This window comes from Hyphomicrobium sp., assembly GCF_020852195.1.
Taxonomy (GTDB): Bacteria; Pseudomonadota; Alphaproteobacteria; order Rhizobiales; family Hyphomicrobiaceae; genus Hyphomicrobium_C.
The window spans coordinates 14,421-27,577 of the sequence record NZ_JADZBI010000011.1 but is presented as its reverse complement, the minus strand read 5'-3'; the positions used below and the strand labels follow the sequence as shown (position 1 = coordinate 27,577).

15 protein-coding genes and 1 tRNA gene are annotated in these 13,157 nt (G+C 65.6%); 9 read left to right on the top strand and 7 right to left on the bottom strand.

The features are described from left to right. Positions 1 to 52: 52 nt before the first annotated feature. The 3 genes from IT540_RS01040 to IT540_RS01030 are packed head-to-tail and all read left to right on the top strand — an operon-like array spanning position 53 to position 3,115. Complete coding sequence (locus tag IT540_RS01040) at positions 53 to 871, top strand: type IV toxin-antitoxin system AbiEi family antitoxin domain-containing protein (RefSeq protein ID WP_291172053.1); 819 nt, start codon at positions 53 to 55, stop codon at positions 869 to 871. Beyond that, positions 871 to 1,869 (top strand): nucleotidyl transferase AbiEii/AbiGii toxin family protein, encoded by a 999-nt coding sequence (locus IT540_RS01035; RefSeq protein WP_291172051.1) that lies wholly within the window; start codon positions 871 to 873, stop codon positions 1,867 to 1,869. The genes IT540_RS01040 and IT540_RS01035 overlap by 1 nt, the downstream gene beginning before the upstream one ends. Before the next feature lie 4 nt (positions 1,870 to 1,873). Beyond that, the gene (locus IT540_RS01030; protein WP_291172049.1) at positions 1,874 to 3,115 is read left to right on the top strand and encodes a glycosyltransferase; all 1,242 of its coding nucleotides are present in this window, start codon (positions 1,874 to 1,876) and stop codon (positions 3,113 to 3,115) included. A gap of 97 nt (positions 3,116 to 3,212) precedes the next feature. On the opposite strand, the gene IT540_RS01025 is transcribed toward IT540_RS01030, so the two are convergent. Next, positions 3,213 to 3,288 (bottom strand) — tRNA-Ala (locus tag IT540_RS01025). Between the two features lie 276 nt (positions 3,289 to 3,564). Between IT540_RS01025 and IT540_RS01020 the strand changes: the two genes are divergently transcribed. From IT540_RS01020 to folD, 3 genes are read left to right on the top strand one after another with little or no spacing between them, the layout of a single operon-like run. Continuing rightward, on the top strand, positions 3,565 to 3,855 hold the full coding sequence (locus IT540_RS01020; RefSeq protein ID WP_291172047.1) for a YggT family protein: 291 nt from the start codon (positions 3,565 to 3,567) through the stop codon (positions 3,853 to 3,855). Beyond that, complete coding sequence (locus IT540_RS01015) at positions 3,852 to 4,199, top strand: DUF167 family protein (RefSeq protein ID WP_366028941.1); 348 nt, start codon at positions 3,852 to 3,854, stop codon at positions 4,197 to 4,199. The genes IT540_RS01020 and IT540_RS01015 overlap by 4 nt, the downstream gene beginning before the upstream one ends. Positions 4,200 to 4,243: 44 nt before the next feature. Then, complete coding sequence (gene folD, locus IT540_RS01010) at positions 4,244 to 5,119, top strand: bifunctional methylenetetrahydrofolate dehydrogenase/methenyltetrahydrofolate cyclohydrolase FolD (protein WP_291172045.1); 876 nt, start codon at positions 4,244 to 4,246, stop codon at positions 5,117 to 5,119. A gap of 58 nt (positions 5,120 to 5,177) precedes the next feature. On the opposite strand, the gene IT540_RS01005 is transcribed toward folD, so the two are convergent. Then, entirely contained in the window at positions 5,178 to 6,704 is a 1,527-nt protein-coding gene (locus IT540_RS01005; RefSeq protein ID WP_291172043.1) for a YifB family Mg chelatase-like AAA ATPase, read from the bottom strand. Between the two features lie 172 nt (positions 6,705 to 6,876). Between IT540_RS01005 and IT540_RS01000 the strand changes: the two genes are divergently transcribed. Together IT540_RS01000 and IT540_RS00995 are read left to right on the top strand one after the other, a co-directional pair. Further along, positions 6,877 to 7,314: a VOC family protein gene (locus tag IT540_RS01000; RefSeq protein WP_291172041.1), complete on the top strand. Its 438-nt coding sequence runs from the start codon at positions 6,877 to 6,879 to the stop codon at positions 7,312 to 7,314. Between the two features lie 4 nt (positions 7,315 to 7,318). Next, positions 7,319 to 7,801: an N-acetyltransferase gene (locus tag IT540_RS00995; RefSeq protein WP_291172039.1), complete on the top strand. Its 483-nt coding sequence runs from the start codon at positions 7,319 to 7,321 to the stop codon at positions 7,799 to 7,801. A gap of 3 nt (positions 7,802 to 7,804) precedes the next feature. On the opposite strand, the gene IT540_RS00990 is transcribed toward IT540_RS00995, so the two are convergent. The 4 genes from IT540_RS00990 to IT540_RS00975 all read right to left on the bottom strand — a co-directional run bounded on the left by IT540_RS00990 (position 7,805) and on the right by IT540_RS00975 (position 11,997). Further along, positions 7,805 to 9,520, bottom strand: coding sequence for a SulP family inorganic anion transporter (locus tag IT540_RS00990; RefSeq protein WP_291172037.1), 1,716 nt, complete (start codon positions 9,518 to 9,520; stop codon positions 7,805 to 7,807). A 255-nt stretch (positions 9,521 to 9,775) separates the two neighbouring features. Then, on the bottom strand, positions 9,776 to 10,747 hold the full coding sequence (gshB, locus tag IT540_RS00985) for a glutathione synthase (RefSeq protein ID WP_291172033.1): 972 nt from the start codon (positions 10,745 to 10,747) through the stop codon (positions 9,776 to 9,778). Positions 10,748 to 10,859: 112 nt separating this feature from the next. Next, a complete protein-coding gene (locus IT540_RS00980; RefSeq protein ID WP_291172031.1) occupies positions 10,860 to 11,216 on the bottom strand; it encodes a hypothetical protein in 357 nt (118 codons plus the stop codon). Positions 11,217 to 11,337: 121 nt separating this feature from the next. Then, positions 11,338 to 11,997, bottom strand: coding sequence for a pyridoxamine 5'-phosphate oxidase family protein (locus tag IT540_RS00975; RefSeq protein WP_291172029.1), 660 nt, complete (start codon positions 11,995 to 11,997; stop codon positions 11,338 to 11,340). Between the two features lie 135 nt (positions 11,998 to 12,132). Here IT540_RS00975 and IT540_RS00970 point away from each other — a divergent pair, with 135 nt between their 5' ends. Next, positions 12,133 to 12,462 carry a hypothetical protein gene (locus IT540_RS00970; protein ID WP_291172027.1) on the top strand — a complete coding sequence of 110 codons (330 nt, stop codon included), beginning with the start codon at positions 12,133 to 12,135 and terminating at the stop codon, positions 12,460 to 12,462. An 87-nt stretch (positions 12,463 to 12,549) separates the two neighbouring features. Here IT540_RS00970 and IT540_RS00965 read toward each other — a convergent pair whose 3' ends face one another. After that, complete coding sequence (locus tag IT540_RS00965) at positions 12,550 to 13,089, bottom strand: SRPBCC family protein (RefSeq protein WP_291172025.1); 540 nt, start codon at positions 13,087 to 13,089, stop codon at positions 12,550 to 12,552. Between the last annotated feature and the right edge of the window lie 68 nt (positions 13,090 to 13,157).

The window sequence follows — 13,157 nt, the reverse complement described above, 5'->3', positions numbered from 1 at the left end:
CATGCATACTATAAACTGGACTTCGGTTTGAAAATATGCTATTTTGCTAAGTATGGCTAAGCAAAAGCGCTCATCTCTAAACCGCCTTGAGCAGGAGCTTCCCGAGGGTCTTCTCGTGGACGCCGCTTGGCTTGCCGCCAAAGGCTACTCGACTGCCCTGCGCAGCCAATATGTGGCCGGGGACTGGCTGCACCAGCCGGCGCGACGGGTTTATCAGCGCCGGTCGGCGCCGCTCACCTGGCAGCAAGTAGTGGTCTCCCTCCAGACCTTGCTTGGATACGATCTGGTCCTCGGCGGCCGAAGTGCGCTCGAACTGCAAGGCTACGCTCACTATCTCAGGCAGCGCGGGACCACTCTCTATCTCTATGGGTCGCGCAAGCCCCCAACGTGGCTCAATACGCTTCCCCTTCCGGACGTGCGCTTCATCTACCGCAACGCGACGGCATTGTTTCCCGCCGCGCAAATGCCTGCGGGGCCTCAAAAGCTGGAAGCGCGCAAAGACCTGGACAAGAGCGACAGCTTCGTCGTGCAGCCATGGGGGCAATATGATTGGCCCCTTGTCCTTTCGACACCGGAGCGCGCCGTGCTGGAGCTTCTTGACGAACTGCCCGATCACGAAAGCTTCCACAACGTCGATATGCTGATGCAGGGGTTGACGACGCTCCGTCCAGCCAAGCTTCACCGGCTGCTTGCCGAGTGCAAGAGTGTGAAGGTCAAGCGGTTGTTTTTCTTCTTTGCAGACCGGCATAGCCACGCGTGGCTCGGTCGCATCGACAGGAAGGCTGTTGATCTGGGTGCAGGGAAGCGCATGCTGGTCAAGGGCGGACGACTGGATTCGCAATACCAGATCACCGTGCCCAAGGACTTTTGATGGCTTTTAACGAAATCTATGTTCGCCAGGTCAATCTGCTGCTTCGCGTCATTCCGCTGATCGCACGCGAAGACTCGTTCGCCCTCAAGGGCGGCACCGCCATCAATCTCTTCTACCGCGACCTGCCACGGCTCTCGGTGGACATCGATCTCACCTACCTGCCCGTCCTGAACCGGGCGCGTTCGCTTGGTGCCATCGACAAGGCGATGAAGCGCGTGGCCGGGCGCATCGAGAAAGCCCTGCCTGGAACACATGTCACGCAAAACGCCGAAGAAGGTGCCGTGACCAAACTGTTCGTCCGCGAACGCGGCGTGCAGATCAAGGTCGAGGTGACGCCGGTCATGCGCGGCTGTGCCTACATTCCCGAAATCCGCGCCGTGAGCGAAGCCGTGGAAGATCAATTCGGCTTCGCCGAGATGCAGGTGCTCTCATTTCCAGATCTTTTCGCCGGCAAAATCGTGGCAGCCCTGGACCGCCAACATCCGCGGGATCTGTTTGATGTCCGCGACCTTCTAGCCAATGAAGGCATCAGCGATGAACTGCGCGCCGCCTTCATCGTCTACCTGCTTTGCCACAAGCGGCCGATGGCGGAGGTGCTGGCGGCCAGGCCCAAGGACATCGCAGATGCCTTTGCCAATGGCTTTGAGGGCATGACGCGGGAACCGGTAGCGTTCGAAGATCTTCTGACGTCCCGGACCGCCATCGTCGAGGCCATGGTCGGGAACATGCCGGAGAAGCATCGCCGGTTCCTCATCTCGTTCGAAGCGGGCGAACCCGACTGGTCCCTCCTCGAGGTGAAAGACGTCCGGAAGCTGCCGGCCGTGAAATGGCGCATGCAGAACCTCGATGCCATCACCAAGAACAAGCGCATTGCGCTCGTGACCAAACTTGGCGAAGTGCTCAAGCACGAGGTGCCCGAAGCGCAATACACACTCTTTGCCGACAAGCAGCCGGCTCGCCGCGCCGGGCGCCGGCGCAAGGGCGTGAAGGCGGTCTGACCGGATGCGAATTGCCATCCACACTTTGGGCACGCGGGGCGATGTTCAGCCATATCTCGCCTTGGCTCTTGGCCTGATGAAAAGGGGCCACGCTGTCCAGCTTGCCGCGCCGGCGCAGTTCCAGGGCATGGCGAGCGCGCTCGGTGTCCCCTTCTCGCCCTTGCCGGGAGAATTCCTGGCGCTGCTCGACACACCGGAAGGCAAGGCGGCCGTAGCGGGCGGCAAAGGCTTCAGCGCCGGGTTCAAGCTGCTGAAGACAGTGCGCCCGCTGATGCGCCGATTGTTGGACGAGGAATGGCACGCAGCCAGCGCGTTTGCACCGGACGTGATCGTCTATCACCCGAAGTCGATCGCAGCGGCTCACATGGCGGAAAAAATTGGGTGCCCCTGCATCCTTGCCTCGCCGCTCCCGGGCTTCACGCCCACGTCTGCGTTCCCGACTCCCCTGCTTCCCTTCCGCTCGCTCGGGCCGTTCAATCGTGCAAGCCATGTGCTTGCGATCAAGGGCGCCGGATTGCTGTTCGGCAAGCTCATCATGGATTGGCGTGCGACTACGCTCGGCTTGTCGCGGCGGCGGGAGAGCAGCGTCGCTCCATCGGGTACGCTTTACGCCTATAGCCGCCATGTCGTTCCCATTCCATCCGACTGGGGCGATGACGTTCTGGTCAGCGGCTACTGGTTCCTCGACAGCGAAGACTGGACACCATCTGCCTCACTCAAGGCTTTCCTCGATGCCGGCGAACCACCGGTCTATGCCGGCTTCGGCAGCATGCCGGGGATCGACCCGCAGCACATGGCCTCCATGATAATCGATGCGCTCGCCCGATGTGGAAAGCGTGGTTTGCTCGCGAGCGGCGGTGGCGCGCTTGAGGCTGATCGCCTACCGCCGCATGTTCATCTCATCGATCACGCGCCGCATGACGCGCTGCTGCCGCTGGTGGCCGCAACCATCCACCATGGCGGGGCGGGTACGGTTGCCGCATCACTTCGTGCAGGCAAGCCGATGACGATCTGTCCCTTCTTGGGCGACCAGCCATTCTGGGCAAGACGGATGAACGAACTCGGCGTCGCTCCGCCTCCACTCGATCGCAAGACTATGACCGCCGATAGCATTGCTTTCGCCATCAAGGCGATGAGCGATGCGGACATGCGCGCACGCGCCAACGCGCTCGGCGAGCGTGTGCGTCAGGAGGACGGAGTGGGCATGGCTGTGCGCTTTCTTGAAGCGCGCTGCGGGCCTCGATGAGCATGGCGCAACATCGCCAAACCTGCATCGGTGTGCGACAGGTGTGCGACAAAGATCGTCGGGATTTTTGGAAAGTGACGTAAGCGATTGATTTAATTGGTGGAGCCGAGGGGAATCGAACCCCTGACCTCTGCAGTGCGATTGCAGCGCTCTCCCATCTGAGCTACGGCCCCGACGCATGGGACTTGGGCGATTGATGCTGCGGCAACCGACGAGTCCAGTCTGACCGCCAGCCCAAGGTTCGCGCATTTACCGTCCGGCTCTCAGCCTTGTCAAGGAAACGCCGGAAAGCCCTCGAGCAGGGCTGGCAGCCGATCCTGCAGTGCCTGCCGCCGCACCTCGTCCGATCCCGGACGCCGTCGCCGATCGACGGCTGCTTGCCGCATGACGCCTCTCCGGCTACACGTCGGGCAGGGATTTTTCGAAGCACCTAAGGATTGGGCGCCCAAATGATCGAGCTGCTCGGCTTCATCAGTTACCTCATTACCCTCTATGTCTACGTCATCCTGGCCTCGGTCATCCTGAGCTGGCTAATGGCGTTCGGGGTCGTCAACCCCTACAACCGCTTCGTCAGTGCGCTGGCCCAGGCGCTGGCCGCGGTGACGGAGCCCGTGCTCAGGCCGATCCGCAACGCGCTTCCCGACTTCGGCGGCATCGATTTCTCGCCGCTGGTGCTCCTGCTCGGCCTCTTCTTCATCCAGAGCGTCGTGCTGCCCAACATCGCCAAGCTGTTCCTGTGACGGGAGTGGCCGTCGCCGGCCGGCCCGCCGACGTGCCGTGGCGCCTGGGCGCCGGGTGCGTCATCGTGCGCGTGCGGCTGACGCCCAAGTCGTCGAAGGACGCCATCGACGGTGTCGAGGAGACCCCGGAGGGGCCGGCGATCAAGGCCCGCGTGCGTGCGCTGCCGTCCGAAGGCGAGGCCAACGCGGCGCTGCTCAAGCTGCTCGCCAAGTGGCTCGGCGTCGCAAAAAGCAGCGTGGAGCTGGCCCAGGGCGGTAAGTCGCGGGTCAAGTCGGTTGAAATCACCGGAAATTCGGTGGAGATCGAGGCGCGGCTCGCCGAGCGGCTGGCCGCGCTCACGTGACGGCATCAAGAAAAGGCGCGTAACTCAAGGAGGAGGGGGAGCCCATGGCAGCCCAGATCATCGATGGCAAGGCCATCGCAGCCGAGGTCAGACAGCAAGTGGCGGCCGACGTCAAGGCGCTCCAGGCGAGCCACGACCTAACGCCGGGCCTTGCCGTGGTTCTCGTCGGTGAGGACCCGGCGAGCAAGGTCTATGTGAAGAACAAGGCGGCGCAGACCGTCGAGGTCGGCATGCAGTCGTTCGAGTACAAGCTGCCGGCCGACACCTCCGAGTACGATGTGCTCGCCCTCGTGCAGCGGCTCAACGCGAATCCCAACGTCAACGGCATCCTGGTGCAGCTCCCACTGCCGAAGCACATCAACGCCGAGAAGGTGCTCAATTCCATCGATCCGGACAAGGACGTGGACGGCTTCCATCCGACCAACGTCGGCCGGCTGTGGATCGGCGAGCGTACGCTGGTGCCGTGCACGCCGACCGGCTCGGCCATCCTGGCCAAGAAGGTGATCCCGGACCTCAAGGGCGTGAACGCTGTCGTGATCGGCCGCTCGAACATCGTTGGCAAGCCGATGGCGGCGCTGCTCCTGCGCGAGAGCTGCACGGTGACGGTCGCGCACTCGCAGACCAAGGACCTGCCGGGCGTCTGTCGCGCTGCCGACCTGCTCGTCGCAGCCGTCGGCCGCCCGGAGATGGTGAAGCGCGACTGGATCAAGCCCGGCGCCGTCGTCATCGACGTCGGCATCAACCGCGTGCCGGGCGAGGGCGGGAAGACGAGGCTGGTGGGCGACGTGGCCTATGCCGAGTGCGCCGAGGTGGCAGGCGCGATCACGCCGGTGCCCGGTGGCGTCGGCCCGATGACCATCGCCTGCCTGCTGCAGAACACGGTCACGGCGGCGAAGATCCAGAAGAACATCAAGGATTAAAGGGAGGGGGCCACACGGCCCCTTCTTTTTTTGGCACCGCTCTCAAACGTCGTGCGGTTCACGCGGCCGTCTGCCGACGTAGGCTCTCTCCGCGATAGGACAGCGCTTCCGCCACGTGCACGCGGCCGACCGTATCGGCGCCGTCGAGGTCGGCCAGCGTGCGCGCGACGCGGAGCGTGCGGTGAAACCCGCGCGCCGAGAGCTTCAACGTGTCGGCCGCCTGGCGGATGAGCGCGAGGCCGGCGTCGTCGGGCTGGGCGATCTTCTCCAGCATGTGGCCCACGCATTCGGAGTTCGTACGCAGCGTTGATGCGCCCTCGGCGGCAAAGCGCTCGCGCTGACGCGCGCGGGCCGCCGCGACGCGGGCGCGGACCTCGGCGCTGCCCTCCTTTGGCGGCGGCAAGGTGAGGTCGGCGGCGGAAACCGCCGGCACCTCGATCTGCAGGTCCACGCGGTCGAGCAGCGGGCCCGAGATGCGGGCCTGGTAGTCGGCTGCGCAGCGCGGGCCGCGCTTGCAGGTGTGTCCCGGTCCGCCGCCGCAGCGGCACGGGTTCATGGCGGCGACGAGTTGGAGCCGCGCCGGATAGGCGATGCGATGGTTGGCGCGGGCGATGACCAGCTCGCCCGTCTCGAGCGGTTGGCGCAGTGCGTCGAGCACCGACGGTTGGAACTCGGGCAGCTCGTCGAGGAACAGGACGCCCAAATGCGCGAGGCTCGCCTCGCCGGGGCGAGGGCGCGTGCCGCCGCCGACGAGGGCGGCCATGCTGGCCGAGTGGTGCGGCGCGCGGAACGGCCGCTCGGTGCAGAGCTTGCCGCCCATCAGCTCGCCCGCGAGGCTGTGCACCATCGAGACGTCGAGCATCTCCTCCGGCGTGAGGGGCGGCAGGATCGAGGGCAGGCGCGCCGCCAGCATGGATTTGCCCGATCCTGGCGGGCCGATCATCAGGAGGTTATGGCCGCCGGCGGCAGCGACCTCCAGCGCGCGCTTGGCGCTTTCCTGTCCGCGCACGTCGCGCAAGTCCGGCAGGCTGGGGCGCTCCCGGTCCAGCGCCGGCCTGGGCCGCGAGAGCGTTTGCAAGCCCTTGAAATGATTAACGAGCGAGAGGAGGTGGGGAGCTGCCAGAATGTCGGCGTCCTCGCCAGCCCAGGCGGCCTCGGGGCCGCATTCCGCAGGGCAGATCAGGCCCTTGCCGATGGCGTTGGCGCCGATGGCGGCGGGCAGTGCGCCGGGGATGGGGCGGATCGATCCGTCGAGGGCCAGCTCGCCGACAGCCGCGTAACGCTCGATGGCGTCCGGGGCCACGGCCTCCATGGCAACCATCAGCGCAAGCACGATGGCGAGATCGAAGTGGCTGCCTTCCTTCGGCAAATCGGCGGGCGCTAGGTTCACCGTGATGTGCTTGTAGGGGAGGCCGAGGCCGACGGCGTGCAGCGCGTTGCGCACCCGCTCGCGGCTCTCCGCCACGGCTTTGTCAGGAAGGCCGACGATCATGAATGCCGGGGCACCCGGCGTGATGCGCACCTGCACCTCGACGGCGCGCGCCTCAACGCCGACGAATGCAACCGTTGCGATGGTGCCGTACATGGAACGCCCCCGATCGTGATCCACGCGTAAACGATCGCGGAGCCGGGAATCCGTTGCGGAGACCTGGGAAAAACCACAGGTCTGTTGCGTCGGGGTTGGGTGTACGGTGTCTCGACAACATCGATATCTTCATCCCGGTATTCAGGTTTTCCGTCTCGAAGGAGCAATTCACATGGCCAGTGATGCGCAGGGCAGCCGCCTGATCTCGTGCCTCGGCTACGAGGATGCCGGTGCGGCCGTGGACTGGCTCGTGCGCGCGTTCGGCTTCAAGGAGCATGCGGTGTATCGCGACGAGGCGGGGAAGGTGGTCCACGCCGAGCTCACGTTCGGCAACGGCATGATCATGATCGGTCCCGACGGCGGCGGCGAGTTCGGCAAGATGGTCATGACGCTGCCGGAGCGGGCCGGCGGGCGCTGCACGCAGACGATCTATGTGATCGTCGAAGACGTGGATCAGCACTTTGCCCGCGCCTCGGCGGCGGGCGCCGAGACCGTGATTGCGCCCAGGGGCGAGAGTTACGGAGGGCGTAGCTACTCCGTACGCGATCCGGAGGGCCACGCCTGGAGCTTCGGCAGCTACGATCCCTGGGCACAGCCTGCGAATGGCTGATGGCGTGCTCATTCGGCCTTTTCGCAACACCGATGCCGATGCGCTGTGGAGGGTTCTCGAGCCCGTGATCCGGGCCGGCGAGACCTATGCCCTGGCGCGGGACATGACGCGGGCGGACGCGCTCGCGTACTGGACCGGGCCGGATCGGGAGACGTTCGTCGCCGAGGTCGACGGCGAGATCGCCGGGACCTACTACCTCAGGGCCAATCAAACCGGGGGCGGAGCGCATGTGGCCAACTGCGGCTACGTCACCGCGGCGGCATTCGCCGGTCGTGGGCTCGCATGGGCGATGTGCCTGCATTCGCTCGACCGCGCGCGCGGGTGCGGTTTCCGCGCCATGCAGTTTAATCTGGTCGTCAGCAACAACACACGAGCGGTGAGGCTGTGGGAGAGCCTCGGTTTCGAGACCGTCGGCCGGCTGCCGCGCGCCTTCGCGCATCCGACTCTCGGCGACGTCGATGCGCTCGTTATGTACCGGCTGCTTTGAGCGTCAGCCTTCGGACTCGAGCTTGCGGGCGGCGGTGACCGCGTCCTCGATCCTCGGCGCGTAGGCGATGAGCGGCGTACGCAGGCCGGCGCGCAAGAGCGTGCGGCGCACGCTCCTGCGGACGGAGGTGAAATAGACGCGCGTGCCGCTGCGCTGCAGTTTGTGCACGAAGCTCTCCAGAGATTTCGCAGCCGTGCTGTCCACGAGCGGTACGTCGGCGAAGTCGAGGATAAAGGTTTTCGGGTGCTCGCCGATGCGGTCGAGCACGCTGCGCACGGAGGCAGTCGCCGCGAAGAAGAAGGCGCCGGAGATGCGGTAGACGAGAACGTCGCGCCCGTATTCGCCGGGATCGTAATCGGTGCGCGCCGCGCCCGTATCGTCGGCCTGATCCTCGGCCACGAGCGGGCTTCCGGTCGCCACCTCCACGTCCTCGGCCATGCGGTGCATGAAGAGGAAGGCACCGAGCGTCACACCGACTGCGATGGCGATGGTCAGATCCTCGAAGATGGTGAGCAGGAATGTCGCCATGAGCACCGTCGCATCGCCCCACGATGCGCGCAGCAGGTTCGTGAATTCCTCCTTCTCGGCCATGTTCCAGGCCACGACGGCGAGCACGCCGCCGAGGCTTGCGAGCGGGATGTAGGCCGCGAGCGGTGCCGCGATCAGAAGGAATAGCAGCAGGTAGACGGCGTGCAGCATGCCCGAGACGGGGCTGATGGCACCGGCGCGGACGTTGGTCGCCGTGCGTGCGATGGTGCCGGTGGCGCACATGCCGCCGAACGTGGCGGAGGCGACGTTGGCTACCCCCTGCGCCACCAGCTCGCAGTTGGAGCGGTGCTTGCGGCCGGTCATGCCGTCGGCGACCACGGCCGACAGCAGGCTTTCGATGGCGCCGAGAAGGGCGATGGCGATGGCGTCCGGAAGCACGGCGCGCAGCTTGGCGAGGTCGAAGGCCGGCAGCGACGGTAGGGGCAGCGTGCGCGGGATGTCGCCGAAGCGCGAGCCGATGGTCGTGACCTCGAGGCCGAGCAGCGCGGTGAGGAGCGCGGTGGCGGCGACGGCGATCAGCATGCCGGGCCACTGCGGGCGATAGCGCCGCAGGCCGACGATGAGCGCGATGGCGAGCAGCGAGAGCACGATGGCCGGGGGGTTGATGGTACCGAGGGCGCTCCAGATGGCGGCGAGCTTGGGTGCCAGTGCGGCCGGCTCCTGGGCAATGTCCAGGCCCAGAAGCTCCTTGAGCTGGCTCGCGAGGATGATGATGGCAATGCCGGCCGTGAAGCCGACAGTGACCGGCAGCGGGATATATTTGATGTACGTCCCCAGCCGCAGGTAGCCCGCCGCCACCATCATGAGGCCGGCCATGGTGGTGGCGAGCACGAGGCCATCGTAGCCGTGGCGCTCGACGATCGTTGCTACGAGCACGATGAAGGCCCCCGCCGGACCGCCGATCTGGAAGCGGCTGCCGCCGAGGGCCGATATCAGGAAGCCGCCGACGATGGCGGTGAACAGACCCTTCTCCGGCGACAAACCCGAGCCGATTGCGATGGCCATGGAGAGCGGCAGCGCAACGATGGCGACGGTGAGACCCGCCAGCGCATCGGCTGTGAGTTGTCGTGTGCCGTAGCCTTCGCGCAGCAGCGTCACGAGCTTCGGCGTGAAGAGCTCGCGGAACGTCGGCTGCGGCGGCTTCAGCGGGGTGGGCGCGGACACGTCCATCTCTTCCGTCTCCTTGGGCAAGGAGCGGCGGGATCGTCGGCGCTTGATGAGACCGGTCGACGCTTTGGGCTCAAGGGCTCCGAGGCGATCACGGCCCGATCGTCGGCGGTCGCCGTCGCGGCATTCTGAGGCGTCGGGTGATGCTGCGTCTCATACACCGAATTCCTTTCGCCGGGGTAACGCCCGGGTGACGTTTATCGTCACACCCCTGCGTTTCCAGCGGGCTGCGGCTGCGGGCCTGAGTCGGGGACGGCGCTATTTCTGCTTTCCACGCCGTGTGCCGGGGCGGGCAGCCTTGCGCTCGATGACGTCCCAGATGAGAGCGGCGATGTCGGCGCCGCCGAAAGCCTTCACCTGGCGGATGCCGGTCGGCGAGGTGACGTTGATCTCGGTAAGGTAGCCGCCGATGACGTCGATGCCGGTGAAGATGAGGCCGCGGCGCTTGAGCTCGGGGCCGAGGCGGGCGCAGATCTCAAGCTCGCGTTCCGTGAGCTCGGTCTTCGCGGCCGTGCCGCCGACGTGCAGGTTGGAGCGCGTCTCGCCCTTGGCCGGCACGCGGTTGATGGCGCCTGCGAATTTGCCGTCGACGAGGATGATGCGCTTGTCGCCGGCGCGCACCTCGGGCCGGTACTCCTGCACCATGAAAGGCTCGCGGAAGACGGTCTGGAAAAGCTCGACGAGGGAGGCGAGATTGGTGTCCTCGGGGCGGATGCGGAACACGCTCGCGCCGCCGTTGCCGTAGAGCGGCTTCAGGATGATGTCCTTGTAGGCGCGGCGGAAAGCCAGGACATCGTCGAGCGCGCGGGTGATCAGCGTTGCCGGCATCAGGTCGAGGAAATCGAGGACGAAGATCTTCTCGGGCGCGTTGCGCACGTGCGCGGGGTCGTTGACGACCAGTGTCTTCGGATGGATGCGCTCCAGGAGATGCGTGGTCGTGATGTAGGCCATGTCGAACGGAGGATCCTGGCGCAAGAGCACCACGTCCCACGACGCCAGATCCTCGCGCCGCGCCTCGCCGAGCCGATAGTGCGCACCCTCCTTGTCGATGACGTTCAGGGTGTGGCCGCGGGCCAGAAGCCGCTCGCCTTCGAGCGCCAGGTTGGGCGGCGTGTAGTAGAAGATCTCGTGGCCGCGCCGCTCTGCCTCGAGGAGGATCGCAAACGTGCTGTCGCCGCGGATGTCGATCCGCTCGATGGGGTCCATCTGGCAGGCTACGCGGAGCGGCATCGGGGCACACGAATTCTGGTTCAGGATCGGCGCAGGCTTAGCACGAGATGGGTGCGCTCGGGCAAGAGCGCACGCATCCGCAGCGGGGGGCCGATTGCGAGCGAGCGGACGTTTACCAACGCGGTCCGATGTAGGGGGGATCGTAGCGGGCATCCGCGCAGCGCTCGCCGTTCCAGTAGCGGTACTTGCCGCAGCTCGACGGCGGCGGCGGTGGAAGCGCGAGCCAGCCATAGACCGGCGGCTCGTAGACGACGACGGGCGGCGGAGGCGGGAGGTAGTACTCCGGCGGATAGTAGAAGTCGTCGCGGTAGCCACGATACCAGCGCCTGCCGACCTCGATCAGTGCCGTATCGCTCTTCGATGCGAATGCTGCGGCGGGCAGCGTGCCGGCAGTCACAGGCCCCGTCCAGGAAGACAGGCCGATGGCCGTCAGTAGACCATACAACGGCAGGCACGAGATGTTCCGCATGGCGAACTCCATGATCCCGACAACGGATCATAGGGGTCCGGCACGCCGGGCGGTCGAGCCACCTGCCGTTAATCTTGACGGTGCATGACCAACGCGAGTCTTGGAGAGAGCACCAACTCCTTCACGCCTTGTCGTTGCCGGCGAAGACGTGCCCCATCCATTCCTCCTCGCTGATTTGGCCCGCCTTCTCGACGGCCGCCAGCTCGTGCGGGCGCAGGATGTCCTGCAGGCCGTTGATGCGCTTCCATTCGCAGAGCGGCGTCTCGGTCTCGGCGCGCGGAACGTAGCGGGAGGCTGCCTCCTTCCGGTAGCGGTGGACGTAGCGCGGGCAGTTCATCCAGACGTCCGAGACGGTGACCTTCACAACCAGCTCCGCCTCCCGGAACAGGTTCAGAAGCGGGCCGTCCTTGGCCAGCTCGGCGCGTCCCTGAAGCCTGAGGCGGAACGGCTTCTCGAAGTCGATGAAGAGGCAACCGATCTCGGGATGGGCGGCGATGTTCCCCATCGAGAAGTACATGCCGTTGCCGTCGTAGCTCGGGAAGGCGAGGGTCTTGGGATCGATCACGCGGACGAAGCCGGGATCGCCGCCCTTGTAGGAGACGGTCGGTCGGCCCTGGTGGTCGACGGAGGACAGGAAGAACATGTCGCGGCTTTCGATGAAGCTCCGCGCGATGTCGTCGATCTCGGTCTTGGCCGCGATCAGCTCGATGCGGTCGGCCATCGCCCTGCTCGCGAAGCGATCCTGCAGTTCCCGATGCTGAAGTCCATACAACCGGCTCATGAGCGCTTCCTCCTCTTTTCAGTGCTTAACGCGTTTTTAACTGACGGTCGTTCATTTGGGCCAGTCACCTGCGGGACAGCTAAGTCGCGCAATGGCCAGTAGTTTATGCGTCATGCAAGGCCAATGGAGATTGCCATGACGCCGATGACCCTGATCACTCTCGCCGCCAAGTCCGCGACCGTCCGCGCCGCTTTCGCCGCCATCGCGCTGATGGGTCTGCATACCACGCAGGCCAGTGCCGTCGGCCTCGGCGTCAAGCTCGCCTGCGCCGCGGATTACTATTCCTACTGCAGCCATCATCCGGTCGGCAGCGCCGGCGTCCGCCAGTGCATGCGCTCGCACGGCGAGCACCTCTCGAAGCGCTGCGTCAACGCCCTGGTCGCCGCGGGAGAAGTCTCCAGAACAGAGGTGGACCGCCGCCGCGCCGCCAAGGCCGGGAAGTCCATGACGGCTTCAGCCGACTGAGCACCGGCTTCCGCCACCGAGTTGAGAGGGCGCGATCCGAGAACGGACCGCGCCCTTGTTGTTCGGGCCTGCCGCTACGGTGTCGGCTTATTTCTTGTCGTCGTCGTCCGACTTGCCGTACTTGGCCTTGATGGAGTCGATGCCTGCCGTGAAGACACCGTCAATGGTCGAGCGGGCGTCCTTGGCGTCCTTGCCGTCGGCTGGGTCGTAGGTGGCGCTCCAGACGACGTTGATCTCGTCAAGGTCGTCGTCGTCGGGCGTGACCGAGAACTGCGCCTCGTAGTTCTTCACCGGAAACGGGCTCTCGAGAATCTCATAGCGATAGCTCGTGGCCCCCGTGTCGACGAGCCTCTCCCTGATCTTGCCGCCGTCCTGCAGGGTTAGCGTACGGAATGTGTCGTCGCCCTCCTTGCTCTCCTCGCAGGCGGCCACGGCCGGGTGCCATTCCTTGATGGCGCACCAGCCGCCGACCTTCTCCCATAGCGCCCGGCGCTCCTCCTCGGTCTTGGTCTCGTCGACGTTGAGCTCGAGCTTCTTGGCCGAGACGAGGCTCGCGGCCGAGGCTGCCCCGCCCCCGACGACCAGGGCCCCCGTGGCCAGCATCAGTGCGGCGATCGATGTTCTCATGGCGTACTCCCTAGAGCGGCCTCGTGCGGGCCTTGTTTCAAAACGATGTTACACTGTAGCGTATAATT

Bases quoted from the DNA above. Each gene is read 5' to 3' on its own strand.
- IT540_RS01040 (WP_291172053.1), top strand. From the start codon at position 53: ATGGCTAAGCAAAAGCGCTCATCTCTAAACCGCCTTGAGCAGGAGCTT.
- IT540_RS01035 (WP_291172051.1), top strand. From the start codon at position 871: ATGGCTTTTAACGAAATCTATGTTCGCCAGGTCAATCTGCTGCTTCGC.
- IT540_RS01030 (WP_291172049.1), top strand. From the start codon at position 1,874: ATGCGAATTGCCATCCACACTTTGGGCACGCGGGGCGATGTTCAGCCA.
- IT540_RS01020 (WP_291172047.1), top strand. From the start codon at position 3,565: ATGATCGAGCTGCTCGGCTTCATCAGTTACCTCATTACCCTCTATGTC.
- folD (WP_291172045.1), top strand. From the start codon at position 4,244: ATGGCAGCCCAGATCATCGATGGCAAGGCCATCGCAGCCGAGGTCAGA.
- IT540_RS01005 (WP_291172043.1), bottom strand. From the start codon at position 6,704: ATGTACGGCACCATCGCAACGGTTGCATTCGTCGGCGTTGAGGCGCGC.
- IT540_RS01000 (WP_291172041.1), top strand. From the start codon at position 6,877: ATGGCCAGTGATGCGCAGGGCAGCCGCCTGATCTCGTGCCTCGGCTAC.
- IT540_RS00990 (WP_291172037.1), bottom strand. From the start codon at position 9,520: ATGGACGTGTCCGCGCCCACCCCGCTGAAGCCGCCGCAGCCGACGTTC.
- gshB (WP_291172033.1), bottom strand. From the start codon at position 10,747: ATGCCGCTCCGCGTAGCCTGCCAGATGGACCCCATCGAGCGGATCGAC.
- IT540_RS00980 (WP_291172031.1), bottom strand. From the start codon at position 11,216: ATGCGGAACATCTCGTGCCTGCCGTTGTATGGTCTACTGACGGCCATC.
- IT540_RS00975 (WP_291172029.1), bottom strand. From the start codon at position 11,997: ATGAGCCGGTTGTATGGACTTCAGCATCGGGAACTGCAGGATCGCTTC.
- IT540_RS00970 (WP_291172027.1), top strand. From the start codon at position 12,133: ATGACGCCGATGACCCTGATCACTCTCGCCGCCAAGTCCGCGACCGTC.
- IT540_RS00965 (WP_291172025.1), bottom strand. From the start codon at position 13,089: ATGAGAACATCGATCGCCGCACTGATGCTGGCCACGGGGGCCCTGGTC.